This is a genomic window from Allobosea sp. Root483D1 (assembly GCF_001429505.1).
Classification (GTDB): Bacteria; Pseudomonadota; Alphaproteobacteria; order Rhizobiales; family Beijerinckiaceae; genus Allobosea.
Genome location: NZ_LMJW01000023.1, coordinates 13178 through 37856 on the forward strand (window position 1 = coordinate 13178; position 24679 = coordinate 37856).

Annotated in this window: 21 protein-coding genes and 4 pseudogenes; 20 read left to right on the forward strand and 5 right to left on the reverse strand. The window is 61.7% G+C overall.

Annotated features, from left to right (window positions below; all coding sequences use genetic code 11):
• Positions 1-359: 359 nt before the first annotated feature.
• Together ASE66_RS33515 and ASE66_RS29160 are read right to left on the reverse strand one after the other, a co-directional pair.
• Positions 360-635 (reverse strand): annotated as a pseudogene (locus tag ASE66_RS33515) (haloacid dehalogenase-like hydrolase); the annotation flags it as partial.
• A 162-nt stretch (positions 636-797) separates the two neighbouring features.
• Positions 798-1025: pseudogene (locus ASE66_RS29160) on the reverse strand (mandelate racemase); the annotation flags it as partial.
• 369 nt (positions 1026-1394) lie between these two features.
• On the opposite strand from ASE66_RS29160, the gene ASE66_RS29165 reads away from it, so the two are divergent.
• The 11 genes and pseudogenes from ASE66_RS29165 (at position 1395) to ASE66_RS29210 (ending at position 11253) form a co-directional block, all read left to right on the forward strand.
• Positions 1395-1919, forward strand: coding sequence for a hypothetical protein (locus tag ASE66_RS29165; RefSeq protein WP_200964656.1), 525 nt, complete (start codon positions 1395-1397; stop codon positions 1917-1919).
• 83 nt (positions 1920-2002) lie between these two features.
• Entirely contained in the window at positions 2003-2785 is a 783-nt protein-coding gene (locus tag ASE66_RS29170; protein WP_057193506.1) for an alpha/beta fold hydrolase, read from the forward strand.
• 278 nt (positions 2786-3063) lie between these two features.
• Positions 3064-3981 carry an MBL fold metallo-hydrolase gene (locus tag ASE66_RS29175; RefSeq protein WP_057193507.1) on the forward strand — a complete coding sequence of 306 codons (918 nt, stop codon included), beginning with the start codon at positions 3064-3066 and terminating at the stop codon, positions 3979-3981.
• Between the two features lie 143 nt (positions 3982-4124).
• On the forward strand, positions 4125-4877 hold the full coding sequence (locus ASE66_RS29180; RefSeq protein WP_057193508.1) for an SDR family oxidoreductase: 753 nt from the start codon (positions 4125-4127) through the stop codon (positions 4875-4877).
• Positions 4878-4940: 63 nt separating this feature from the next.
• Positions 4941-5366 carry a cupin domain-containing protein gene (locus tag ASE66_RS29185; protein WP_057193509.1) on the forward strand — a complete coding sequence of 142 codons (426 nt, stop codon included), beginning with the start codon at positions 4941-4943 and terminating at the stop codon, positions 5364-5366.
• A 72-nt stretch (positions 5367-5438) separates the two neighbouring features.
• A complete protein-coding gene (locus ASE66_RS29190) occupies positions 5439-6386 on the forward strand; it encodes a mechanosensitive ion channel family protein (RefSeq protein WP_057193510.1) in 948 nt (315 codons plus the stop codon).
• Positions 6387-6985: 599 nt separating this feature from the next.
• A pseudogene (locus tag ASE66_RS34060) lies at positions 6986-7627 on the forward strand (PAS domain-containing protein); the annotation flags it as partial.
• A gap of 9 nt (positions 7628-7636) precedes the next feature.
• On the forward strand, positions 7637-9547 hold the full coding sequence (locus ASE66_RS29195; RefSeq protein WP_413814308.1) for a PAS domain-containing protein: 1911 nt from the start codon (positions 7637-7639) through the stop codon (positions 9545-9547).
• Positions 9537-10178 (forward strand): response regulator transcription factor, encoded by a 642-nt coding sequence (locus tag ASE66_RS29200; RefSeq protein WP_057193512.1) that lies wholly within the window; start codon positions 9537-9539, stop codon positions 10176-10178. Before ASE66_RS29195 ends, ASE66_RS29200 begins: the two co-directional genes overlap by 11 nt.
• Positions 10179-10180: 2 nt before the next feature.
• On the forward strand, positions 10181-10558 hold the full coding sequence (locus tag ASE66_RS29205) for a response regulator (RefSeq protein ID WP_057193513.1): 378 nt from the start codon (positions 10181-10183) through the stop codon (positions 10556-10558).
• A gap of 2 nt (positions 10559-10560) precedes the next feature.
• Entirely contained in the window at positions 10561-11253 is a 693-nt protein-coding gene (locus ASE66_RS29210) for a response regulator transcription factor (protein ID WP_057193514.1), read from the forward strand.
• Positions 11254-11370: 117 nt separating this feature from the next.
• Here the strand turns inward: ASE66_RS29210 and ASE66_RS29215 are convergent, their stop codons facing one another.
• Complete coding sequence (locus ASE66_RS29215; RefSeq protein WP_057193843.1) at positions 11371-12120, reverse strand: SDR family NAD(P)-dependent oxidoreductase; 750 nt, start codon at positions 12118-12120, stop codon at positions 11371-11373.
• Positions 12121-12545: 425 nt separating this feature from the next.
• Here ASE66_RS29215 and ASE66_RS29220 point away from each other — a divergent pair, with 425 nt between their 5' ends.
• The 6 genes and pseudogenes from ASE66_RS29220 to ASE66_RS31685 form a co-directional block, all read left to right on the forward strand.
• Positions 12546-13376 (forward strand): alpha/beta fold hydrolase, encoded by an 831-nt coding sequence (locus ASE66_RS29220; protein ID WP_057193515.1) that lies wholly within the window; start codon positions 12546-12548, stop codon positions 13374-13376.
• 155 nt (positions 13377-13531) lie between these two features.
• Positions 13532-14185 (forward strand): hypothetical protein, encoded by a 654-nt coding sequence (locus ASE66_RS29225; protein WP_057193516.1) that lies wholly within the window; start codon positions 13532-13534, stop codon positions 14183-14185.
• Positions 14186-14226: 41 nt separating this feature from the next.
• Positions 14227-15000 carry an SDR family oxidoreductase gene (locus tag ASE66_RS29230; RefSeq protein ID WP_057193517.1) on the forward strand — a complete coding sequence of 258 codons (774 nt, stop codon included), beginning with the start codon at positions 14227-14229 and terminating at the stop codon, positions 14998-15000.
• A gap of 690 nt (positions 15001-15690) precedes the next feature.
• Positions 15691-16479, forward strand: a complete 789-nt coding sequence (locus tag ASE66_RS29235; RefSeq protein WP_244495106.1) for a sensor histidine kinase — start codon at positions 15691-15693, stop codon at positions 16477-16479.
• 705 nt (positions 16480-17184) lie between these two features.
• Positions 17185-18066, forward strand: coding sequence for an MBL fold metallo-hydrolase (locus ASE66_RS29240; RefSeq protein ID WP_413814309.1), 882 nt, complete (start codon positions 17185-17187; stop codon positions 18064-18066).
• 540 nt (positions 18067-18606) lie between these two features.
• A pseudogene (locus ASE66_RS31685) lies at positions 18607-18919 on the forward strand (response regulator); the annotation flags it as partial.
• 48 nt (positions 18920-18967) lie between these two features.
• Here the strand turns inward: ASE66_RS31685 and ASE66_RS29245 are convergent.
• On the reverse strand, positions 18968-19546 hold the full coding sequence (locus ASE66_RS29245) for a TetR/AcrR family transcriptional regulator (RefSeq protein ID WP_244495107.1): 579 nt from the start codon (positions 19544-19546) through the stop codon (positions 18968-18970).
• Positions 19547-19989: 443 nt separating this feature from the next.
• Between ASE66_RS29245 and ASE66_RS29250 the strand changes: the two genes are divergently transcribed.
• From ASE66_RS29250 to ASE66_RS29260, 3 genes are read left to right on the forward strand one after another with little or no spacing between them, the layout of a single operon-like run.
• On the forward strand, positions 19990-20247 hold the full coding sequence (locus ASE66_RS29250; protein ID WP_156412389.1) for a hypothetical protein: 258 nt from the start codon (positions 19990-19992) through the stop codon (positions 20245-20247).
• 38 nt (positions 20248-20285) lie between these two features.
• Complete coding sequence (locus ASE66_RS29255) at positions 20286-21380, forward strand: HlyD family secretion protein (protein ID WP_057193520.1); 1095 nt, start codon at positions 20286-20288, stop codon at positions 21378-21380.
• Positions 21377-22969 (forward strand): MFS transporter, encoded by a 1593-nt coding sequence (locus ASE66_RS29260; protein WP_057193521.1) that lies wholly within the window; start codon positions 21377-21379, stop codon positions 22967-22969. The genes ASE66_RS29255 and ASE66_RS29260 overlap by 4 nt, the downstream gene beginning before the upstream one ends.
• Before the next feature lie 180 nt (positions 22970-23149).
• Here the strand turns inward: ASE66_RS29260 and ASE66_RS29265 are convergent, their stop codons facing one another.
• Entirely contained in the window at positions 23150-24469 is a 1320-nt protein-coding gene (locus tag ASE66_RS29265) for an alpha-hydroxy acid oxidase (protein WP_244495108.1), read from the reverse strand.
• Positions 24470-24679 lie beyond the last annotated feature (210 nt).

Consider the following 24679-nt stretch of genomic DNA (forward strand, 5'->3'; position numbering starts at 1 on the left):
GCGCTGTCAGGTTCGCGATATCCTGCTGTGTCGGGGTAGTGACCGGTATCGGTCTCTCTGCTGTCAGCGATGCGCAACCAGTGACGGAAAGCGCCGGGGCTGTCGCAAAAGATCGGCGCCAGCGTGAGATTATCGAAAAGTGGGGCAGTCTCGTGCACGGATTAGGGTTCATGTGGAGTTCCGTCGATTAGGAAGAGGGGCAAATCGGTAGGAAGATCGTGTTGGTCGTGGCGATGTCGGCCCGGATTTCGACCAAGAAGTTTGACGGTTGGCGGGAGCGCGGCGAGTCCGACCGTTCCTCTCGATCGGGGCCAGGTCACATGAACGTTGCGACGAGGCGCACCGTAACGCCGTACGGATCACTTGAAAGGAAAGACCTCCTTCCAATCGCGCTTCATGTCAGCGACGGTCCACTTGTTCAGCGCAGCGGCGTCCAGCGCCTTGTCGAGCTTCCCGAAATGGGACTGCCGATCATAGGCGAACTCGCGTCCGGCATCGGTGTGGTGGACGATGAGGCCGAAGCGCGCGCCGCCGGACATGGTCGTCCATTGCAGCATTTCGAGATCGCCGTCCGAGTTCCCGAAGGCGGCGATCGGCGGGCGCCCGATCTGCAGGTTGATCCCGATGGGCTTACCGCCTATCTGCAGCGAGATTGAGTCAGACCCAACATTGCAGGCGATCTCACACACATGGCCGCACCGACCAGCTCTGCAGAACGTTCAAAAAGCCCTTGCCAACGGGGAGCCGTCCACACATAGCGCATAAGGATGGCGCCTTAGTCAAATAACGAGCATACCTCACGCGGCGAGGCTACGCATCTCCGCGATAAGGTCGGCTTTGCCCTCGAAGCCAATGCCCCGCAGGTCCGGCATGATGATGTGGCCGGCCTCGACGCGCACGCCGTCCGGGAAGCCGCTATAGGGCTGGAACAGGTCGGGGTAGGATTCGTTGCCGCCGAGGCCGAGGCCCGTCGCGATGTTTAGCGACATCTGATGGCCGCCATGGGGGATGCAGCGGCCAGAACTACCCACAGGCCTGCCGCAAAGAATGCGCCAAAGCGGAATCTGGCATAGCTCCCGGAGCCGGACGTTCGGAGGTTGGCGTCTAGCGTCGCGAGCTCCCAGCTCCGGCATCTCTCACTACGATCCTGGCCAGCAGCAGGCGGGTTGGAGCTCGATCCACGGGGATCGGATCAGGCTCCGCACATGCTGTTGCCCTTTCTCATCTATGCCAAGGTACAGGTCCGTCTGACGATCTATCGAGAGCAAAGATCGGAGGGGCCAGTAGAGATCCAAGCACTCAACGAAAACAATTGCCCTCGCTCCTGCGCTGTCACCCCGCTCCGAGATCACGCGAGTGCTCGGTGGTAAGCGCACTTCGGCGAGAGGTGATTGATGAAAGCGCTCCTGACACGCGAGGCGATGCTCCCTCGAGGCCGCGCCGCTGCCGCGACGATCATCATCATGGTGGCGTTCAACGGCATCTTCCTGACCGCGAACGGCCTTTTCATGCTGATCGCGCCACTGGCTTGGTACGAGATGGTTCCGGGCGTCACTGATACCGGCTTCTTCAACCAGCACTTCATTCGCGACATCGGGATGATCCAGATGTTCCTCGGCGTGGCGTTCGGCCTCGGGCTGTTCGCGCCGGAGCGTCGCGTTGGACTATGGACAGCCGCGACGTCCTGGCTTTGCGCGCACGCGCTCTTTCATTTTTGGGAGGTTGCCGTCGGAATCTGCTCGCCTGCTGTCATTCCGCGGGACTTTCCGGCGGTGACGCTGCCGGCGCTTCTCGGACTGGCGCTGACGCTCTGGGCACTGCGGAATTCCTTGCCGGCAAGCCGAAGCCCCTCCCTGTCCGCCGCTGCCCAGCCGCTTGACTGCGCCTCCTCCTGTCTTCGACGCCGACGTCTGGATTGATCGGCGAATTCGTTGGCCAAGCCACTCCAGGCGCTAGCTTGCGCTGGCTGCTCTGACCCTACCGACAAACCCGGAGAACGCATATGAAACCGAGTGTCTTCGCCCTGGCAGCAGCCGCCGCGCTGCTCACCATGGCTGTGCGACCAGCGCAAGCAGCACCTCGCACCAAGCCGATCGTCATCCTGGTGCACGGTGCCTTCGCCGAATCCGCGAGCTGGAATGCGGTGATCGCCCGGCTCAACAAGGCGGGCTACGAAACGATCGCGGCTGCCAATCCGCTACGCAGCGTGAAGGGGGACGCTGCCGAAGTCGCGACACTCATACGATCCATCTCCGGCCCGGTCATTCTCGTCGGCCATTCCTATGGCGGGCCGGTGATCACAGAAGCTGCGAATGGGCAGGCGAATGTTAAGGCGCTCGTTTACGTGGCCGCGTTCGCGCCTGAGACAGGGGAATCCAGCCTGTCACTTTCGGGCAAGTTTCCGGGAAGCACGTTGGGAAGTGCGATCCGGGCGGTCGCGACGCCAAATAGCGGGCGCGATTTCTATATCAAACCGGAGAAATTCCAGACGCAGTTCGCTGCCGACGTTCCGAAAGGACAGGCTGCGTTGATGGCTGCCACACAACGGCCTGTTGCCGAAGCAGCCCTGGCCGAGCCGTCGGGCGTGCCTTCGTGGAAGTCGCTGCCGTCGTACATGATCTACGGAACCGGTGATCGGAACATTCCGCCGGCTGCGATGGATTTCATGGCGCAGCGCGCGCGGATGGTGAAGACCGTCGCCATCAACGGCGCGTCGCATGCCTTGATGATTTCGCACCCCGCAGAGGTCGTATCCATGATCGAGATGGCTGCGTCGTCTCGATAGTCGAACAACGGCCACGGTGATCGAACTGGGCAAACTCCACCGAATTATTCGCGGTCATCGCTTGTCGGATTGCGTATAGAATAGATATTCGTTTTATATAAACGACGATTGGCAATCGGTATTGTAGAATACAATAATCGCGAGATCTTTTGCATAAATCTGAATCAACCTATTATATGGTATAGGTAAACTTATATTTGCGTCCAATCGCTCGCATAATACATTCAACCTAATGTCCTCCAAGCCGTGACTTGAACGGCAGCAATTAGGAGAGAGCCATGAGCTTAGACGTCGCTTCACGCTCCGGACGACCGGGGCCGGAAGAGCTGGTCCCGTCGCGCTACGCGGTGCGGGTCGGCGAGATTGATGTCCTGGTAGTCAGCGACGGGGTGCTGCCGCTCCCGACCAAGATGCTGGGGCATAACGTCGCCGAGACCGAGCGGGCCAGTTGGCTGAACGACATGTTCCTGCCGTCCGACGCTTTCGACTGGGCGCTGAACGTGGTCCTGGTGCGCAGCGGCGAGCAGGTCATACTTATCGACGCCGGGCTGGGTCTTGATCCGGAACTCAACCTGCCGCGGGCCGGACAACTGGTTAAGCGCCTGGAGGCCGCCGGCATCGATCTCGGCTCCGTCACCGACGTGGTGCTGACCCATATGCATATGGACCATGTCGGTGGTCTCCTCGTCGAGGGGGTGAAGGACCGACTGCGCCCGGACCTGCGGATCCATGTGGCGGCCGCCGAGGTGAAGTTCTGGGAGGCGCCCGACTTCACGCACGTCAACATGCCGGCGGGTTTCCCGGATGCCCTTCGAGCGGCCGCCAAGCGGTTCGCGCAAGAGTATCGCAGTCACCTGCGGCTGTTCGACGAGGAACACGAGGTCGCGCCGGGTGTCATCGTCCGCCGCACGGGCGGCCACACGCCCGGACATAGCGTGGTCCGTCTGTCTTCCGGCGGCGACCGCCTGACGTTCGCCGGCGACGCCGTTTTCGCTGTCGGGTTCGAACACCCCGACTGGTATAACGGCTTCGAGCATGACCCCGAGGAAGCGGCGCGCGTTCGCCTGCGTCTTTTGACGGAGCTGGCGGGCACCGGCGAACAGCTCGTGGCCACCCACCTCCCGTTTCCGTCCGTCGGTCGTGTCGCGGTCGAGGGCAACGCCTTCCGCTGGGTCCCGGTCTTCTGGGACTATTGAATACCAGTCTGGCTCTCGGCCGAGCCTGGCTGCGCAGTTTCCAAAGCCATGCCGGCTCGGCCGACAACCCGTCCTCGTCGAGGTCGACATCCTTAGATTGATCGAACCGCGCGCCGCATCGGCGGCCGCGCAGGAGGCATCTCATGAAAATCGTCATTATCGGTGGAACCGGATTGATCGGGTCGAAGGTCGCGGAGCGCCTGCGCAAGCAGGGGCATGACGTCATCGCCGCCGCCCCGAATACCGGCGTCAATACGATCACCGGCGAAGGTCTGGCCGCGGTACTCAAGAATGCTGCGGTGGTGATCGACCTCGCGAACTCGCCTTCCTTCGAGGACAAGGCTGTGCTCGAGTTCTTCCGGACGTCCGGCAAGAACCTGACGGCGGCGGAGAAGGTGGCCGGCGTCAAGCATCACGTCGCTCTCTCCATCGTCGGTACGGACCGTCTGCCTGACAGCGGTTATCTTCGCGCCAAGGTCGCTCAGGAAGAGATCATCCGGAACTCCGCCATTCCCTATACGATCGTGCGGTCCACGCAGTTCATGGAATTCCTCGGCGGCATTGCCCAGGCCGGCACGTCCGGCGACACAGCCCGCTTGTCGACGGGCAATCTTCAGCCGATCGCGTCCGACGATGTCGCCGATTTCGTCGCTGAGGCGGCACTGGCCGCGCCGGCCAACGGCATCATCGAAATCTCGGGCCCGGAGCGCGCGTCCCTTTGCGATTTCGTCGCCCGCTACCTTAAGGCGATCGGAGATACCCGCACCGTCGTCCCTGATCCGGATGCCAGGTATTTCGGGACCAAGCTGGAGGCTGGCTCGCTCGTCTCCGACAACAATCCCCGCGTCGGCCGGATCGACTTCGATCGCTGGTTCGCGACAGCTCCCCGGAAATAACCGCGCGTGGATGAGCCGATTTCGAAGCGGCTCATCCACCTTCATCGTTAAAGGACGATAGACATGATCAAGTCATTGGCGTGCGTCTTTGCGCTGACAGCGCTTCTGTCGATTTCGGCATTCGCACATGACACGCCCGGAGGTGGCGAAGGAGCAAAGGTTACGCTGGTCTACGACCGCGAGCTGCCTAACGTACCGGGCAAGAGCATGAGGGGCGTTCTCGTCGAATACGCTCCGGGCGGTTTCTCGGATGGTCATACACACCCTGCTTCCGCTTTCATCTATGCAACGGTGCTCGAAGGAGCGATCCGCAGCCAGGTCAATGATGGCCCCGCCACGGTCTACAAAGCCGGCGAGAGCTTCTCGGAATTCCCTGGCGACCGTCACGGCGTCAGCGAGAACGCGAGCAAGACCCACCCGGCAAAACTGCTTGCCGTGTTCGTCGTCGATACCGCCCAGCAGGAACTGACCTTCCCGCTCAAGAAGTAGATAGCGACGCCGGACAGCCATCCGGCGCACCGTCTTCCTCAGCATGAGCGACCGCCAACGGAACCTCTTTCCATGCCCGGCGATGACCACTTCCTGCCTTTGGTGCTGATCAACATCCTCGGAACCGCTGGCATCGTCGTGTGGCACGTTCAGGGCAGCGGCCGTCCGACGGGTCGCCTGATCGTCCAGATCCTGTTCTTCATCGGCATGAGCGTCGTGCTCAATGCGGGAGGCATCGCTCCGCATCAGCCCGACGACCTCCATGCGGAGGGGCTGGCCGCGGTGCTTTCCAAGTCCGCCAGAATTCTCTGGTGGACCCACCTCGCCTGGACGATCATCGGCTTCATCCACATCTACGTCAGGCTCAATCGTAAGCCTCACGAAGCGCACCTGATCCTGGATATGGCCGTCGCCGGGATCTATCTCGGTGTAGCACTGTCGGTCATGGGGTTCGTCTTCGGCCTGCCGATCGCCACGCTGGTCACGACGTCGGGCGTTGTCGCCTTGATCCTGGGCCTCGCATTGCAGAATACGCTAGGCGATGTCTTTTCCGGCATCGCCCTGACGCTCGGCAAAGCTTATTCGATCGGTGACTGGGTGCAGTTGAACGACGGCACCGCGGGACGCGTCACCGAAACCAATTGGCGCTCCACCAACCTGCTGACTGGGTTGAACAACATCGTCGTGCTGCCGAACAGTCTGCTGGCGAAGCAGAGCCTGACCAGTTTGAGCCGCCCCGACGAGTCGCATCTGCTCACCCTGGGCCTGCGCTTTGCGGCCGGGCAGCGGCCGCGCATCATCGAGGACGCCATGCGCTCCGTGCTGGAAACCAGTACCCGTATCGTAAAGGATCCCCCGCCAGCCGTTGCCCTGAAGGCCATCGATGCGGCGGCCATCGAGGTGGAGTTGCAGTTCCGTGTCGCGAGCCTCGTAACGGGGACATCCGCCAAGAACGAGATCATCGACCTCATCCATGACCAATGCGGCGCGAGCGGTCTTTCGCTGGCCGGGCCTGCCTAGGAGTCTCCATTCTGGTGCCGCGGTGGGTTGCGGCGCTTGCCCGCATGCCGTCTCGCGCGCAGCAGCGGAACACTGGACGATCTCCTTGCAAGTCATGGATTTCCATAAGTGCAGCTGCAGCGTCCCGGCGCTAGGGTCTGGCGAGTTTGCCAGTCTGGTCTTCGCGAACTGGTGCTAGATGAAGCGGTGACGGTTTCGAGGCATTCCGTCTCCGAGAGGAGCAGCAGATCATGATAGCAGCGCTTCATCGAACGCCGCCGGCCATGATCTTCGTGATGCTGGCCCTTGGCCTTGCGGCATGCTGGTCGGCCGGTACTCCCATCGGCATTCTTGCACCCCTCGGCGCTCTCTTCCTCTACGCCCGGGGCTATTGGCTCCTTTCACTCTGGGGTGGGCTGCTGGTCGCCCTTGCCGGGGCGGTCTTCGCCGCGATGCTGTATCCGGGCGCGATACGGGACGCGTCGCGGTCGCTCGCAGCCCTCGCCACGGTGGCCGGCTGCATCGGCCTGCTTCTTGCGCCATATCCGCTTCGCCGAAGCAGCCGGCTCGCCGCGATGGGTCGGCAAGCGGCCGGGCAGCCGGACGGGCTGGCAGGCGACATGGACAGCGTCCCCGAAGGCGCTGTCCATCCAGATGACCGACCTGCGATCGCGCATGCCGCGGCCTACGCATTCTGGACGGGCGTGCCGCAAGTGACGAGCTATCGGCTGCGTGAGCCGGACGGCAGCTATCGCTGGACCGAATTGCGCGCCGAGCCGGGCTATGGCGTGAGCGTCGATGTCGACGCCATGGTGTCGAGACCGGATGATCGCTGGACTGTCGCGGAATCGCTTGGCGAGACCGTGCAGGCAGTGCAGGCCGCCAAGGTAATCGAGAGCTTGCACGGCAAGGCCTGGGCTTTCGATGCGACAGGGAAATTCACCTATGTGACCCCTGCGGCCCAGATTGCCATCGACATGGCTCTGGAGGATCTCAATCGTCGTCTCGGCGAGCGGGAATTCATCGATGGCGGTGAGGTCGGCTGGATGCGCGGTGTTCATCCGGACGATGTCGACGGGGCCGCTGCGACCCTGCGCCATTGCCTCAAGACGGGCGAGCCGTGGAACATCGAATACCGCATGCTTCGCGCAACGGGCCACTATGTCTGGCACCGCATTTCAGCGCGGCCGACACGGGATGGCGAGGGGCGCATCACCGGCTGGTTCGGCACCTCGATCGATATCGACGTCTATAAGAAAACCGAGGCTGCGCTGCGAGAGCGAGAAAAGCATCTCGAACAGCTCATCGACACGGTGCCTGCCATGATCTGGAGCATGTCAGCGGAGGGCCGCCCCATCTATCTTAACAGGCGGATCATGGAGGTCACCGGCGCCACGCTCGATACAGTCAAGGCGTCGGATGGGTCTCTATCGTTGAAGAAGATGATTCATCCGAATTTCTGGGAGCTGGCAGAAAAAACCTTCGCGAGATCGGTCGCGACCGGCGCGCCGTACGACATCAAGTACCTCCAGCATCGGGCTGGCGGCACCTATCGATGGACACAGACGCGCGCAGAACCTCTGTGCGACGAAGCCGGTAAGATTATTCGATGGTACGGTGTATCCGTCGATATCCATGATCTGATCACCACCCAGACCGAACTCAATCTCCGAAAGCAGGAATTGACGCGGCTGATCGATCTGGTTCCGAGCTTCCTCTGGCGACTGACCCCGACCGGGGCGCCGAATTTCTTCAACCGCCGCTTCATCGACTTCCTGGGCATTGATGACGGTGTCCTTGAGCAATCCCGGACGGAGCGATACGCAGCCGCCCTGAAGGTTGCGATCCATCCGGACGACGCCAGTCGCGTTTGGGCAGAAATCAAGGACTGTCTCAGCAGCGGTCGGCCTTACGCGATGCGCTATCGCCTGCGACGTCACGATGGTGTTTATCGCTGGATGGACGGGCGTGCCGAGCCGCTCCTGGACGACGATGGCGGCATCATTCAGTGGTATGGTCTGTCCCATGACATCGACGACCAGTTGCGCGTCGAGGAGGCGCTCAGGGAAAGCGAACAATCGCTGCGCCAGTTGGTCGAGACACTGCCGGCCCTCATCTACTGCGCTGCGCCAAATGGGGAACCGATTTATCGAAGCGAGAAGCTGGGGGAGTTTCTTGGCTTTGGGCTCGGTGACAAGGACGCGGAGGGACGGACACGCCTGACCGGCACTCTCGAAGCGATCATCCATCCCGACGACCTGCCCGACGTAAAAGAGAGATACGGGCACTCGCTGGCGACGGGCGCGCCATATGCGATGAAGCACCGCCTCCGGCGGGCGGATGGCGAGTATCGCTGGGTCGAGACGCGAACCGCGGCGATGAAAAATGCCGAGGGAGAGATCGTTCAGTGGAACGGCATCTGCTTCGAGATCGAAGATCAGGTGCGCGCGCAAGAAGCGCTGACATTGACGCAGGAACGCCTGGCACGCGCAGCGCAAGCTGCGAGCCTGGCCGAGCTATCTGCCTCGATCGCCCATGAGGTCAACCAACCGCTCGCGGCCGTGGTCGCCAATTCGCACGCGTGCCAGCGCTGGCTGACCTCGGACCCGCCCAATCTGGAGCGGGCGCAGAAAACCATCGAACGTATCATCAGGGATGCGAATTCAGCCGCCGATGTCGTCGGCCGGGTTCGTGCCTTGTTCAGGCAGACGGACCAAGCGCGAAACCTCTGCCCGCTCGACGCCATTCTTCATGAAGCGCGGGATCTGATGATGGAAGAGGCGGTCCGGTGCCGCATGCGTATCGAGGTCGAGGTCGAGGCAGGTCTTCCGTCGCTGGAGCTGGATCGCATCCAGATTCAGCAGGTTCTGGTCAACCTGATCCGCAACGGCCTTGAGGCGATGGAGCCTGCTCGGCGCGGGGTTCTGCGCGTCCGAACACTGCGCGCCGGCGAGTTCGTCAGGACCGAAGTCCGCGATACAGGCGCGGGTATCGGCGCCCCGGACAAGGTCTTCGAGCCGTTCTTCTCGACCAAATCCCATGGGATGGGCATGGGGCTGGCGATATCGCGCACCATCATCGAATCCCATGGCGGGCGGCTATGGGCCGAGGACAATCAGCCCAGCGGGGCGACTTTCATCTTCACCCTCCCGGCGGAAGCGAAAGCGGATCATGACCGTTGACGACACCATCGTGTTCATCGTCGACGATGACGAGGCGCTGCGCGAGGCGCTGGGCGAGTTGCTCGAGGCCAACGGGGTTCGGTCGGTGCTGTTCCAATCCGCCGGCGACTATATCGGCGCCGACAAGCCCGACCTCCCGGCCTGCCTCCTTCTCGATATCGAGCTTCCCGATATCAACGGCCTCGACCTGCAACGGCAGATCGCGCGGGACGACCATCCGCCGATCGTGTTCATCACTGGCCATGGCGACATTCCCTCGTCTGTGCGTGCCATCAAGCATGGCGCCGTCGATTTCCTGACGAAGCCGTTCAGCGATACCGCGCTCCTGGCAGCGATCCACGCGGCGATCGCGCAGGACCGTGAAACAAGGGCGAAGCGCGCCGAGCTCACGCTGCTGAAGCAACGCTATCACGAGCTCTCTCCGCGAGAGCGAGACGTGCTTCCGCTGGTCGTGAGCGGACTCCTCAACAAGCAAGCTGCGGCCGAGCTCGGCATCAGCGAAGTGACCCTTCAGATTCATAGAAGAAACGTGATGCAGAAAATGGCGGCGTCATCGCTCGCCGACCTGGTGCGAATTGCGGGGCGTTTGGAAATCCCGATCCAGCATTCGCGCCGGATGGGAGGAATATAAGTGTGACCAAGAATAAATATGTCGTGGCCGTCGTCGATGATGATCCGAGATTGCTCGAATCGCTTGAGGAATTGCTCGAGTCTGCGGGATATGCGGTTCGTAGCTTCTCGTCAGCGGCAGCGCTGACCCGGGCTGGCCTCTCCGGACTGGATCTCCTCATCACCGATGTCGGCATGCCGGGGCTGAATGGCTTCGAGCTGCGCGACCTCGTCAACCAAGAACGTCCGGAGCTGCCGGTCTTTCTCATCACCGGGCGCCACGAGATCGCCGAGCAGATCAGGGCGCGGGCCGTGGAGAGCTTCTTCTGCAAGCCGTTCGATGGCCAAGCCTTACTCGCGGCGATCGCAAGGGCACTAACTCAACAAGGACGTGGAAGGTGAACATGATCATTGACCGCTCACTCTCGCAGAAGTCGGTGCTCTCCTCCAGGCGAGGTGCAGCCGAAGAACAGCAGCCTCTCGTCATCATTGTCGATGACGACGCCTCGGTCCGAGACGCACTGTCTGAGCTTATGGAGTCGGCCGGCTTCGCAGCGGTTTCGTTCAGCTCGACACAGGCGCTGCTCGAGACCGGTAAGCTCGACCAGCCGGGATGTCTCATCCTCGACGTGCGTATGCCCGGTTTCAGCGGGCTCGATCTACAGCGCCATCTGACCACGAATGGAAATCCCAAGCCGATCGTCTTCCTCACTGGGCATGGCGACATCCCCATGACCGTCCAGGCCATGAAGGCGGGCGCGGTGGATTTCCTGACGAAGCCGGTCCGCGACCAGACGCTTCTGGACGCCGTCAATGCGGCCATCGGGCTGGATGCGGCGCGCAGGGCGGAAGCTGCGAAGATCAAAGGGTGTGTTGAGCGCCTGCAGACTCTGACGCCACGGGAGCGCGAAGTCATGTGCGAGGTCGCACGGGGTCGCCTCAACAAGCAGATCGCCTTCGACCTCGGCATCAGCGAGGTCACGGTCAAGCTGCACCGGGGTAACCTGATGCGGAAGATGGAAGTTGCCTCCCTCGGCGAACTTATCAGGGCGTGGGAGGCTCTTCCGGTCGGCATGCGTATGGCGAACGCCGCCTAGCCTTGGTGAGGCTGGGGCACCGGATTCGGTGCTCCAGAGCTTATGGTCACGGCGTGATGCTTCGCCAATGCGCCGGAATGGCTAAGCTAAGGAACGGCATGGCAACCTCTCCTGAGATCAGGTCAGCGTGATGCCGCCATCGACGGCTAGGTTGACGCCGGTGATGAATTGCCCGTCGGCGGAACAGAGAAAGAGCGCCGCCTGTGCGAGCTCTTCCGGCTTGCCCATCCGGCCGAACGGGATCATCCGGGCGGCCTGCTCCTCGACCTGCGCCTGCGTTTCCGGAGCGACGCCGAGCTTTCCAATAATCGGCGTATCGGTCGGGCCGGGGCTGAGCACGTTCACGCGAATGCGCCTGTCCTTAAGTTCCAGGGCCCAGTTGCGCGCAAACGCTTCGATTGCTGCCTTGCTGCCAGCGTAGACCGCGTGACCATCCAGCACCTTGCGGCTCGCGATCGAGCTCGTCAGCAAGATCACTCCGCCCTCACGCAATAGCGGAGTGATCTTCTGCACGCCGAAGAACGTGCCGCGCGCATTGGTGAGGAATTGCGTGTCGTAGTCGGCGACCGTCACGTTGAAGCTCGGCTGAATGCGGATGCTGCCCGCATTCGCCACATAGATGTCGGCCCGTCCGAAACGATCGGAGACCAGCGCGGCGACACGTTCGTGCGTGCCGAGGTCGGCAACATCACCTGCGAGGCCGGTCGCCTGAGGCCCGAGGGCGGCGACGGCTTCGGTCACGGCGTCTTCTCGACGACCGACGATCAGCACCTTCGCGCCAGCGGCTATGAACAGGCGCGCTGTCGCGAAGCCGATCCCGCTGTTGCCGCCGGTGATCACGGCGACCTTGTTCGACAATTTTCCCATGTGGATCTCCATTGATGATCCGTCAGTTGGGTCGCTCCTGAGTGAAATCAAAATATGCCGAAGTCGACGTGATCTATACGTTTGAATAGACCATACTGTCTTCGAGCGTATTGATCGTCATTTTAGGAAGATGAAAATAGACATACCTCGAAAATCTGACGACCAGATCGATGTTGTCGCCGGCTTGAGGTCGAAGTGTCGGGGTTTGATGCTCAATCGAGCGCCCTGAGCATTTCGGTCCCGCAACCAGTATCTGCGCCCTGGAGGCGCCAATGCCCAACAAAGCACTATCCAGTTCCACCGACCTCAGTCGGCGGGACCTTCTTTGCGGCGGCGCCGGCATGGCGGCGATTGGCACGCTTCCGCTCCAGTCCTTGGCGCAGACCGCCACCGTTCCCCCTCACAACAGCAAAAGGAGCCGACGCATGAATTATGTCACCACGCGGGATGGCGTTGAGATTTTCTACAAGGATTGGGGCCCGAAATCGGCCCAGCCGCTGGTCTTTCACCATGGCTGGCCGCTCAGTTCGGACGATTGGGACACCCAGATGCTCTTCTTCTTGGCCCAGGGTTTCCGGGTCGTCGCTCACGACCGGCGTGGGCATGGCCGTTCGAGCCAGGTCAGCGACGGGCATGACATGGACCACTACGCGGCCGACGCCGCGGCCGTCGTCGAACACCTCGACCTGCGCAACGCCGTGCATATCGGACACTCCACCGGAGGCGGCGAGGCGACGCGCTATGTCGCGCGCCATGGCAGGAGCCGTACGGCGAAGCTCGTTCTCATCGGCGCAGTCCCGCCGATCATGGTCAAGACCGAGCGGAACCCGGGCGGCCTGCCGATCGAAGTCTTCGATGGTCTCCGGAAGAGTCTCGCGGCCAATCGCAGCAAGTTCTACACCGATCTCGCATCGGGGCCGTTTTACGGATTCAATCGCGCCGGGGGCGAGACGGATGCCAACGTCGTCCAGAACTGGTGGCGCCAGGGCATGATGGGAGCTGCCAAGGCTCATCACGAGGGTATCAAGGCCTTCTCCGAGACCGATTTCACGGAGGATCTCAAGGTCATCGAGGCTCCGGCTCTCGTCATGCATGGCGATGATGATCAGATCGTCCCGATCGGCGACAGCGCCCCGCTTTCGGCGAAGCTCCTGAAGCGGGCGACCCTGACGATCTACAACAAGTTCCCGCACGGCATGGCGACCACCCATGCGGATACGATCAACAGAGACATCCTTGCCTTCGTCCGAGGGTAACGCTCACGGACGAGGCGGCTGGCGAAGCCGCCTCGTCATAGTTGCCGTCCGCCGATCAGCTTCGGCGGTGAGTCATCGCACAGGGAAGCCGCGGCCTGCGACCCGACCGTTCGCTGACAGCTTCTGGAATCCGTCGATCGAGGCCCTCGAAAGCCATGTCAGAAATCCAAAAAGACCGTCAAATTTTGGCCGGCGTTGCTGTGCCGGATACCAAACTGGTGGCCAGCGCTCTCGCTTATGCTCGCCGAGCATGCGAGCCTTACCTGTACAACCACGTTGTGCGCTCCTGGCTTTTCGCCGCTCGCCTAGGGCAGCTTCGGCATATCCATCATGATGAGGAAGTCGTCGCTGTCGGGACGCTCCTGCACGATGTCACGCTGAACGAGCGGTTCAACGGGCCGCGACGGTTCGAGGTCGAGGGCGCCGATCTCGCCCGAAGCTTTGCCCGAGAGAGCGGTGTCGACGAGCGTCGTGCTCAGTTGATTTGGGACAGCGTAGCCCTCAACTCAACACCGTCGATCGGCCTCTACAAGGAGGCTGAGGTTGCGCTCTGCACGGCAGGCATCTGCCTAGATGTCGTCGGACTGCAATACGACGCGCTCCCGCCGGACGAGGTCCAGCAGATCCTCCTGGCCTATCCGAGGCTCGGGATGAAGCGGCTGATGACGCAGTGCTTCTGCCACATCGCCAGAACCCGTCCTGAAACCACCTACGACAATTTCGTGCGTGATTTCGGCGAGCGGCTCGTAGCGGACTACCGCGCGCCGTCGTCGGTCGATTCTGTCGAGCGCGCGCCGTTCGACGAGTGAGATGCATTCCTCAGGGAGCGAGGATATCAAGGAGACGGCGCATGAAGATCGTTGTGGTAGGCGGGACCGGCATGATCGGGTCCAAGCTCGTCGATGCGCTGGCCGGCCGTAGTCTCGAAATCGAAATCGCCTCGCCATCGCGCGGCGTCGATACGGTCACCGGAGAAGGTCTGGCCGAGGCGCTGTCCGGCGCGCAGATGGTCGTGGACGTTTCCAACTCTCCGACCTTCGATCAGGACGCCGCGCTCGCCTTCTTCGAGGCCTCCGGACGGAACCTGCTCGCTGCCGAGGAGGCCGCCGGCGTCCAGCATCACGTCGTTCTCTCTGCCGTCGGGACCGATCGGCTACCCGATTGCGGGTATTTCCGAGCCAAGATGATGCAAGAGGTGATCGTGAGAAGCGCAAACGTGCCCTATACGATCGTGAGGTCGACGCCCTTCTTTGAATACATCAACGGAATCGTCGAGGCCGCCGCGGAAGGAGATTCGCTTCGCATTTCGCCGGCCCTGATCCAGCCCATCGCAGGCGACGATGTCGCGCTCGCACTGCGCGACGTCGTCCTCGGGCGCGCGCAGAACCGCGAACTGGAAATCGCGGGCCCGGACCGCTTTCGGCTCGACGAAATCGCTCGTGAAATACTGGCCGCGAACGAGGATCCGCGGCCGGTCGTTGCCGATGCCAAAGCGCTCTATTTTGGAGCTGTGTTGCGTAACGACACCCTCGTGCCTGGTGATCATCAGCGCATTGCGGCGCCGACACGCTTCGAGGATTGGCTGCGACGATACGTGGCACAGTCGCTGGCCCCGGCCAACTAAAGCAGTGTGCCAGAGGGCGTCGACGCGGCGAAGTTCGGCTTTTACTCCGTGCATTTTTCCTTGGATCGCAAAGTCAGAGGTGCGTCACGGTAACGGGAATGACGTGAGCGTTGGTGCGAACGACTTATTGCGAACGCGGCGCTGTTTGAGCAGGCGCAACAGTGGCGAACCGGACGGCCTTGTAGCACTACTGATCGAGCGCTGCGTCCTCTCGCCAATCTGGCGAACACGTTTTGCCAATACGTTAGGCGTCGCGCTTTCTGTCTGCTTTGCTCATCTTTTCTAAGATGGCGGCAGTGGAAATGTCAGCCTAGCATCTCTCCGTGTAAATGCATGGTCGTCAGGTGAAATGCGAAATTTGATCGCCGATTTATCCGCAAGACCCAGTGCCACAAGATAGAGTGGTGTCGATGCCTAATTCCCACCAAGGCGAGAAATTTAGCGCCGGAGAGGTAAAGATATGCCTTGGATATCTACAAATATTTTTGCATAGACGCGATATATTCCAATTTCAAAACGTAGATGGCATAAGAATATTATACATACGTTTATAAATGGGATAATGAAAGTAGATTTTTAAGACTAAGACCTAATCTTTGGCATAATTCTAAAATTATTGGCATTCGCCAAAGTGAATCCGCGGAACCGACTCCGCCACCTGTTAAGGCCATGATGAGCATGAGGGCCAAGATGAGCATCACCGAACCTGGGGAGGAGTCGCGAGGCGCCGCCGATCAGTCGTTGCAGGCGATGGCGCGCCTATTGGCGGTCGCGGGGCATGATCTCAAGCAACCAATACAGATAGCAATGCTGTCGATCGCCCGAGCGGCCGGAAATAACACCTCGGCACCTGTCGCGAGAAGATTGAAAACTGCACTCGATGCAATGAGGCGGCTCAATTCGGAGCTCGATGACATCGCCCGGCTCTCGCAATTGGGCAAGACAATGCCAAGGACAATGCCCGTCGATCTCGACGGCATTCTATATGAAGTCGAACGCGACTGGCGCGCATACGCGGATGAATGCGGTACGGTCCTTCAGATCAATTCTGCTCCGGTTTGCATCCACTCCGATCCAGCAATGCTGAAAACGATCCTGCGCAACCTTGTGGGTAACGCAATCCGACACGCCGGACCGCGCGGCCATGTCTCGGTATCCTGCAGGGGACGCGGTGGTACGCTTCAGATCGACGTCCAGGACGATGGGAACGGCATCGCGGATGGTCAACTGTCGCGCATCTTCGACGCTTTCGAGCGCTGCGGCGCCGCAAGCTCTCACGATGGACTTGGGCTCGGCCTGACGATAGTACGCCAGACAGCCGAAATGTTGCACCACCCGATTTCGGTGCGTTCCGTCGAGAACGAGGGATCGACCTTTTCTATTGACGTGCCGTTGTTAGGGCCTCGCCTTTCACACCCGATGGATGCAGGCCCGCTCGAAACTAGTCTTGGTGAGCGGACACGTGGGAGAGCGGGCTAGCATCAATTTTTCCGCAGAGGATGGCATCTCGAGGCAGTCGTGAGCTGCGCGGATGCTTATCGCTCAAGCCGGTTCGGCCTCCCAACCGATTTTCGAGTAGACTATGTCGTCCCGCCGTTCGCTAATGCCTAGCCCCAACTCCATCAGCAGTGCCCCGGGCGGGCCATGTGATGGGAAAGGTTGTCGCTGCAGCTTGTCGATGCATGTCGAACTGACCGGCAGCGTTGCTTCCCATTGGGATGCGCCGACGGCAGGCAGGATCACGCGGAGGATTCGATGGAGAGCCGGCGTGGCGGGTTGCCGCGACGCCCGCGACGTACCGTCGATTCGACGAGCACGAATGCACCGAGTGATGGGCGACTCCAAGTGTCCCATGCCCGATAAGTGCCGGACAAAATAGACACAGCTTTCCTAGCTGATCTCGTCGGATTTTGTTCAGAGGCGCGATGTGACAGTGTGATTTCTTCCGGGAAGAGACAATGATGCCGCTTCAATACTAACCTATGAGCGATGAGAGCCTACACGTTGGTTCAAGTCGGCCAGACCGTTGTTTGATTTAATGTGGCATCGAATCCGAGCTTATTTGCCGAAGCCGCAGCTACTTTCGGAGGTGGCTGATACGGCTGAGTTGACAAGGATCAGCAGGAGAATCTCGTGGGACAGCCACAAACGACGAAGAACTTTGATAAATCATCTGGCGAGAGGCTGGAGCGCGACGACTTGGTTCCGTCGCGCTACGCAGTGCGGGTGGGCGAGATCGACGTGCTAGTGATCAGCGACGGCGTTCTGGAGCCGCCGGCAGAGTCAATGGCTACTAATGCCGACCCGGCGACCCGGAACGCCTGGCTCGATCGGTCATTCCTGGCGCACGACACATTCGATTGGGCACTGAACGCGGTCGTGGTGCGCAGCGGGAAACAGACCATTCTCATCGACAGCGGAATTGGTGGCGAAGTTCCGGACTTCACGCGAGCCGGCCTGTTCGGCCAGCGACTGGCGGCCGCCGGCGTCGATCTGGCCTCTGTGACCGACGTGGTGCTCACGCACATGCACTTTGACCATGTCGGGGGGCTCCTCGTCGAAGGAGTGAAAGAGCAGCTTCGGCCGGACCTAAGGGTCCATGTCTCTGCCGCGGAAGCCAAGTTCTGGGAAGCGCCTGATTTCTCTCGCACCGGCATGCCGCCGGCTCTTGCGGAGATCGCCAGAAATGCGTCGAAGCGCTTCCTGGAGGTCTACCAAACTGAGCTGCGGACGTTCGAGCAGGAGCAGCAAGTCGCGCCAGGGGTAGTTGTCACTCGCACGGGTGGCCACACCCCGGGGCACAGCGTGGTCCGCATCGCGTCTGGCGACGACCGGCTGATGTTCGGCGGTGACGCCATGTTTCCGGTCTCGTTCGACCATCCCGAGTGGCACAACGGCTTCGAACACGACCCCGAAGAAGCGACCCGCGTTCGGCTACGCCTGATGCACGAGCTGGCGACGACCGGCTCCTGGCTGGTGTCCACGCATATGCCGTTCCCATCCGTCGGTCGCGTGGCGGCTGAGGGCAAAGTCTTCCGCTGGGTGCCGGCCTGGTGGGACTACTGAGCCGCCGGTCAGGCGCCACCGGCCTCGCGGCCGTCAAAGCCAGATCGCATAAGTTCGGAGGCACCTTCAGAGGTGCCCAAACGGGCGACTAGGCGAGCGCCAGACGATGCGGCAGCGGGATTGGGTCCGCTGCCCTTCGTCGGCAACTCGTCCGGCCGGAATGACGGTCAAGTCGACCATGCATTAGCTGTCGCTGCCGGATGTGAGATAACCGTCGCGTTCCCGCCGCCCTCCGCGGCGGCCGCCATCGGCAGAGCGGTTCGTCTGCGGTCGCCATCCAGCCGATCGTTTCCGACGATGTCGCCGAGGCGCTGGCGGCGATCGCTCTCGGCGCTCCGCTCGACGGTATGGTCGAGGTCGCCGGCCCGGAGCGCTTCCGCCTCGACGAGTTTGTCCGCTGCTTCCTCGCGGTCGCTGGCGATGCCCGCCAGGTCGTGACGATTCCAGCGCCCGCTATTTCCGCGCCCTGTTAAGCGAGCGGTCGCTCCTGCCCGCTGCAGACGCACGCATCGGCACGACCCGTTTCGAGGATTGGATCAAATGCGCTGCTCTCAAGAGGACACTCGCGCCGATCGGGAAAGAGCTGAGCATGAAGAGACGAAGAGACGTTTGGCAGTAGTCGATGACGATCTAAGGCTGCTCGAATCTCTCGGAGAGCTTCTGGAGTCGGCCGGCTACGCAGTCCGCACCTTCTCCTCGGCGCAAAACGCTTCTAGCCATTCCGTCATCCGGTTTCGATGCAGTGATCACCGATATCGGGATGCCTCATATGGATGGATTTGAGCTTCGCGAAGTGGTGGCAAAAGCCCGGCCCGGGTTGCCGGTGTTTTTGATCACAGGCCGCTACAAGCTGCCGGCCAACCTTGAAGCGCGAGACAGACTCGGTCGCTCGGGCAATCTCTTACTTGTCCGAGCTCGGTAGAACGCCCCTCAAAAATGCCTCCACCGCAAAAACAACCTCCTGCTGCATTTCCTCGCCCGACGGCGGCGGGCGCAGCCCGAGAACGACCTGTAGATGAAGATTGCCCCGGATCATGCCGACAAAATGTCCGGCAGCGCGCTCGCAATCGTCCGCTCGGATCTCTTCTCGATTTCTGGCATCTTCAAGGATTCCGGCGAGCTGGGACGTAGCGCGGCCGGGGCCTTGTTCATAGAACGATTTGACGAGCTCAGGGAAGCGATTAGCCTCGGTGATCGCAATTCGATAAATGCCGAGCAACGTATGAGACATGTAAACCGCCATGAGATGCTGACCGAACGCCGTCAACGTCTCACGCAACTCTCGCGTCCCGATCTCTCCGATCGGAAACGCCGACAGCACTTTATCTACGTTCTCCACGACGAGGGCCAGGAATAAGCCTTCTTTATTGCCGAACTCGTTGTAGATGGTGCGCTTCGATCCACCGACACGATCGATGATGGCGTCGATTTTTGTCGCCGCATAGCCTTGCTCGAAGAAGACCTCGGCAGCCGCTTGCAAGAGCGCCGCTCGCCTACCGCCTGGCGAACCTGACTTTGCTGCCTCCACGGGGGTTTCGCTTCCGATTTTGGAATCCTCCGAGCTAGCAATAACCGTCCCCTTGCTGACCATCCGGGTGCCGGACCTACCTTTCGGTCTAGTCATCATAGACTCATTTTGTGGACCCCCAAGCCACTGGCTCAATAGCGTGATTTCCGTCGGATCGGCATGCTTCCAGGACGATCGCGCATGCGTTGCGCGGCGGTCACGGCCGCACTGGCCATCTTGATCGGTAACTGTGATTACCGTACATGTTGGCGGTAACCATAATTACCGAACGTGTCATGGCATATCGCAGCATAGGTACAAAGTCATGCCGCTCCACGAGTTCGCCCGGCACTTTCTCCGGCGAGGCAGACACCGCGCAAGGTCCTCCCGGACGCGCGCTGTCACGGCACCGGGGCGTGCCGGACGAATGCGGGCCGGGTGGCCGGCCTGCCAACCCACACGCATGCAAAAGCCGCCCCGTCTATGCGGCGGTGCTCGAAGACGTGATCCGCAGCGACGTCAGCGGATCGCCGGAGAAGGCCTACAAAGCCGGAGAAAACCGCGTCGAGGAGCCCCGCCCCTTCCACCGTGTCAGCGCGAACGCCCGCGACATGCAGGCTGACCGTGTGCTCGACGCCGACGGCACGAAGCTGACCGGGTTCGTCATGAAGTGAACCAGTCGCAGCCTTTGGCATTCAACGGGAACAGGACAATGAACCCCCTCGATGATATGAGCGCAGTCGTCACGGACGAAGGTAGTAAGAGTACTGCCCCCGCAGCGCCACCCAAGAAGAGAAAGCTGGTTGGCCTGCTGCTGTGCCTCGGCGCCGTTGCGGCCGTGGCCGCCGGATGGGCCAACGCCCACTCGGGCGGCGAAGCGACCGACAATGCCTATATCCGGGGTGATCTGACCTCGCTGGCGCCGAAGATCTCTGGTTACGTCACAGCGGTCGAGGTCGAGGATAATCAAGCCGTCCGGGCCGGAGACATCCTGTTCCGGATTGACGATTCCGACTATCGCGCGAAGCTCGCGCAAGCCGTGGCCAATGTCGAGGCCGCGCAGGCGCGCGTCACCAATGTCGATGCCGAGACCAAGCTCCAGCACGCTTTGGTCCGGCAAGCCGAAGCTCAGAAGCAGGCCGCCATCGCGGAATTGACCCTCGCGACACGGGCGCAGGGCCGGCGCCGCGAGCTCATCCGCAGCAATGCGGTTAGCCAAGCCCTGCTCGATGAAAGCGACGCCGCGCGCTCGCGGGCCGAGGCGAACCTCTCGGCAGCTTCCGCAACGATCGAGGCGCAGCAGCAGCGCATCGCCGTGCTGTCCACGCAACGCGAGGCGGCTGTGGCGGCGCTCGCGCAGGCGCAGGCCGCACGCGATCTCGCCCAGATCGATCTCGACAATACGGTAGTTCGTGCGCCGGTCGGCGGCATCGTCGGCAACCGCCAGGTCCGTGTCGGCCGGCTGGTCGCGCCGGGCGTCTCTCTGCTCGACATCGTTCCGGTCGACGATGTCTGGGTCGTGGCGAACTTCAAGGAAACCCAGCTTGAGCAGATCCGGCCCGGCCAGCGCGTCCGCATCAGCGTCGACGGCTATCCGAACCAAGGGCTCGAGGGTGTGGTCGACAGCTTTGCGCCCGGCAGCGGCTCCGCCTTCAGCCTGCTCCCCGCGGACAATGCGACAGGGAATTTCGTCCGCGTCGTCCAGCGCGTTCCGGTCAAGATCCGGTTCCTCGGCAATCCCCTGCCCGGCCGCCTCGTGCCCGGCCTGTCGGCACGTGTCGAGATCGCTCTGGGAGGCAGTTCATGACTATGGCCGCGACCGCCATGCCCGGCCGCAGCAGCACCACAGCCGGCGCCCTTCTCCTCACCGGCATTGTGCTCGCCGCGTTGACCGAGGCGATCGCCGGCACCGTCCTGTCGCTCGGGCGCGGCGACATCATCGGCGACACCTCCGCGACACCCGACGAGTTCGCCTGGCTCGACATTGGATACACGACGCTCAAGCTCATCGGCTTCATCACCGCACCCTGGCTGATGAACCGCCTCGATCCGCGCAGCGTGCTCGTCGCCTCGACCCTGGCGATGGGGATGGCCTCCGGGATCGCCGCCATGACGGCCCGGCTCGACCTGCTGATCGCGCTTCGGATCGTCCAGGGTTTCTCCGGGGGCGCCCTGCTCGTCGCGGGCCAGGCGATCATTTTTCTGCGCTTCCGGCGCTTGCACCAGCCTCTGCTCCAGGGCCTGTTTGCGATGGGCGCCGTCGTCGCGCCCGGGACACTCGCCCCGGCGCTTCAGGGCTGGCTGATCGACGCCCAATCCTGGACCTGGATCTTCTTCGGCATCGTGCCGCTCGCCCTCACGGCTGCAGGGCTCCTGCTCATGGCGGAAGGCCCGATGCCCGCCAGGGGCGCGCCTCGTTCGTTCGACTGGCTCGGCTTCTCGCTGATCTCGGTGGCGTTCTTCTGCCTCACCTATGTCCTGACGCAGGGCAGTCGGTGGGATTGGCTCGAGGAACCGCGCATCCCGTGGCTGGCGCTGATCGGCGCGGTGGCGCTGTTGGCGTTCCTCGGCCAGCAGGCCATGGCCAAAGGCCAAGGCCTGCTCGACTTCACCGTATTCGGAACGAACGATTTTACCTTCGCCTTCATAGTCAGCTTCGTCGCCGGCGCCGCACTGTCCGGCAGCGCCTTCGTGATCCCGGCCTTCGCTGTCTCCGTTCTCGCCTTCACGCCAACCGATGCCGGCCAACTCCTGCTGCCGAGCGGCGCGCCCTTCATCGGCGCGCTCCTGCTTGTTGCCCTTCTCGTGCAGTTCCGCCGCCTGCCGCCCTTCGCCACGGTGCCCTTCGGCATCCTGATCCTGATGATCGCGATGTGGCTGCTCTCCGGCTCGACCAGCGAGAGCGGCGCAGCCGACATGATGGCGGGAGTGCTGTTGCGCGGCCTGGGCCTCGGCTTCCTGTTCCTGTCGATCACGCTGATCGCCTTCGGCCATCTCGACGACCGGAAGCTCGCCGGCGGCATCGGCCTATTCAACACGGGTCGCCAGTTCGGCGGCCTCGCGGGGATCGCGGCCCTCCAGACACTGATCGACCACCACACCATCGCCAATCTCGCCGTCCTCGGCGCCAATCTCTCCGCCGGCAAGCCCGCCGTCATCGAGCGGCTGACCGCCTTGACGGCGATGCTGATGGCGAAGGGGATGGACGCCGCTGCCGCCGGCCGCGCCGCAGCCGGCTTGCTCGGCCGGGCCGTCAACGGCCAGTCGGCCGTGATCGCCTTCGACACCGCCTTCAACGCGGTCGCTCTGCTCTTCGTGGTCGCGGCCCCGTTACTAGTCGCTATCAAGGTCGGGTTCTCTCGATATGCGAAGACGCACGCTGCTCACGATGCGTGAGCAGCGTGCGGAGGCCTGCACACAACAACTGGGTTCCGGGACAGATAAGCGACGGATGCTACCTGCCAGGCCGCGCACAAAAAATGCTCTGTAATCAGAACGCAACGCGGCCTGACAATCATATCCCACCGTTGTCGATCCGTACCGCCTGCTTCATCGGTGCGCAGGAACTTTCGTTGGCTAGACTCGCGAAACAGTATCCCGCGTGATCTGACCAACGTTGAGTGCACCCGTCTGGCGCATGATCGTGATGAACTCGTCGTCCAGAATCTGGAGTACGCGGTCTACGCCGGGCTCGCCAAATGACGCGAGGCCCCACACATATGGCCGGCCGATGCCCACTGCTGCCGCGCCGACGGCTAGTGCTTTCAGGACATCGGTACCGCGACGCACTCCGCCATCGATGAGAACTGGAATGCGCCCATTTACCGCGTCCACGATCTCAGCCAGAACACTAATCGTCGCCTGTCCGCTCTCTTCGGCGCGCCCGCCATGGTTGGAAACCAGAAGGCCATCGACGCCGTGACGCAGCGCCTCCTTGGCGTCTTCGGCAGTCACGATGCCTTTCAGCAGGAGCTTGCCCTTGACGATCGTGCGCAGGCGATCGACGAAGCTCCACGTCATGCCGGTGCCGTAGAGGTTCGTGACCTTCGAAACGTCGATTCCGGCGAAATTTGCCTTGCGGCCAACGTCATTTGCAAAGCCCGGCGTGTGACAACCTGAACAATCGCGCTGATCTTGTCGCCGCATACGAAACAGAGTCTCGGTGTTGCGGCCGCCCTGCCGGTCGACCGTCAGGACGATTGCCGGACAACCAGCAGCTTCGGCGCGGTTCACCAGCGTTCTCGTGACGGCCCAATCGTCTGTTGGATAAAGTTGGAACCAGGCCGGCGAGCCATGCGCCTTGCTCACATCGGCAATGCTCGCATTATCCACTGTGGAGAGGATTATCTGGTGTCCGCGCTTGCCGGCGGCGCGCGCCACTGTGACTCCCGCGTCCGCATCGTAGGCGCCAAGACTGCTGACCGGGCAGAGAAAAACGGGACTGCGCCAAGTTTCGCCGAAGATTTTCACGCTGGTATCAACCTTGCGCGCGTCGATCAGCCGTTTTGCGCGAATACTGTAGCGAGCGTAAGCTGAATGATTGACGTCGCGCGTTACGTCGCCATCGACTCCGCTTTCTAGATAGCCCCAATGCGCCGGCGCGTCCTGGGCCAGAACGGCTTTCTTCGCGGCAGGTTCGAATTCGAACACGTTCAGCGCGTCCCCCGCTGCAGCGATGATCCCGTCCGGACCAAGCGTGCGAGGCGAGGCGCGCAGCACATCATAGCTTTGCGCCGAAGCCCGATATGGCAGGGATGCTAGAACCGATGCGATCATGGAGGTGACCGTTGGGGTCGCGGCAAGCGGGCTGGCAGCCAGAAAATTCAGGAGTTCGCGACGCGCGATCATTCCGTGTTCCGAATTTTTCGATGACGTTACGGGCATCGGCTTTTCCATGGCGATTCTCCTCGACCAATGAAATTCAAGAAAATTTTCCTCGACTTAATGCCTATTAACTGAAAATGGATCGGCAACGACTATTATCTCATGTGTCAATATACTATATACTTTCGTATAGATAGAGACCGGTGAAAATATAATTCCCAGAAATATAGCGTGTAACGTAAGCAGCCATGTGATGGACGCGCCTTTCACGGGCTCCCCGCT

Excerpts from the sequence above, each read along its gene's own strand:
- ASE66_RS29165 (WP_200964656.1), top strand. The coding sequence starts at position 1,395 with ATGAAAGCGCTCCTGACACGCGAGGCGATGCTCCCTCGAGGCCGCGCC.
- ASE66_RS29170 (WP_057193506.1), top strand. The coding sequence starts at position 2,003 with ATGAAACCGAGTGTCTTCGCCCTGGCAGCAGCCGCCGCGCTGCTCACC.
- ASE66_RS29175 (WP_057193507.1), top strand. The coding sequence starts at position 3,064 with ATGAGCTTAGACGTCGCTTCACGCTCCGGACGACCGGGGCCGGAAGAG.
- ASE66_RS29180 (WP_057193508.1), top strand. The coding sequence starts at position 4,125 with ATGAAAATCGTCATTATCGGTGGAACCGGATTGATCGGGTCGAAGGTC.
- ASE66_RS29185 (WP_057193509.1), top strand. The coding sequence starts at position 4,941 with ATGATCAAGTCATTGGCGTGCGTCTTTGCGCTGACAGCGCTTCTGTCG.
- ASE66_RS29190 (WP_057193510.1), top strand. The coding sequence starts at position 5,439 with ATGCCCGGCGATGACCACTTCCTGCCTTTGGTGCTGATCAACATCCTC.
- ASE66_RS29200 (WP_057193512.1), top strand. The coding sequence starts at position 9,537 with ATGACCGTTGACGACACCATCGTGTTCATCGTCGACGATGACGAGGCG.
- ASE66_RS29210 (WP_057193514.1), top strand. The coding sequence starts at position 10,561 with ATGATCATTGACCGCTCACTCTCGCAGAAGTCGGTGCTCTCCTCCAGG.
- ASE66_RS29215 (WP_057193843.1), bottom strand. The coding sequence starts at position 12,120 with ATGGGAAAATTGTCGAACAAGGTCGCCGTGATCACCGGCGGCAACAGC.
- ASE66_RS29220 (WP_057193515.1), top strand. The coding sequence starts at position 12,546 with ATGAATTATGTCACCACGCGGGATGGCGTTGAGATTTTCTACAAGGAT.
- ASE66_RS29225 (WP_057193516.1), top strand. The coding sequence starts at position 13,532 with ATGTCAGAAATCCAAAAAGACCGTCAAATTTTGGCCGGCGTTGCTGTG.
- ASE66_RS29230 (WP_057193517.1), top strand. The coding sequence starts at position 14,227 with ATGAAGATCGTTGTGGTAGGCGGGACCGGCATGATCGGGTCCAAGCTC.
- ASE66_RS29235 (WP_244495106.1), top strand. The coding sequence starts at position 15,691 with ATGAGCATCACCGAACCTGGGGAGGAGTCGCGAGGCGCCGCCGATCAG.
- ASE66_RS29255 (WP_057193520.1), top strand. The coding sequence starts at position 20,286 with ATGAACCCCCTCGATGATATGAGCGCAGTCGTCACGGACGAAGGTAGT.
- ASE66_RS29260 (WP_057193521.1), top strand. The coding sequence starts at position 21,377 with ATGACTATGGCCGCGACCGCCATGCCCGGCCGCAGCAGCACCACAGCC.
- ASE66_RS29265 (WP_244495108.1), bottom strand. The coding sequence starts at position 24,469 with ATGGAAAAGCCGATGCCCGTAACGTCATCGAAAAATTCGGAACACGGA.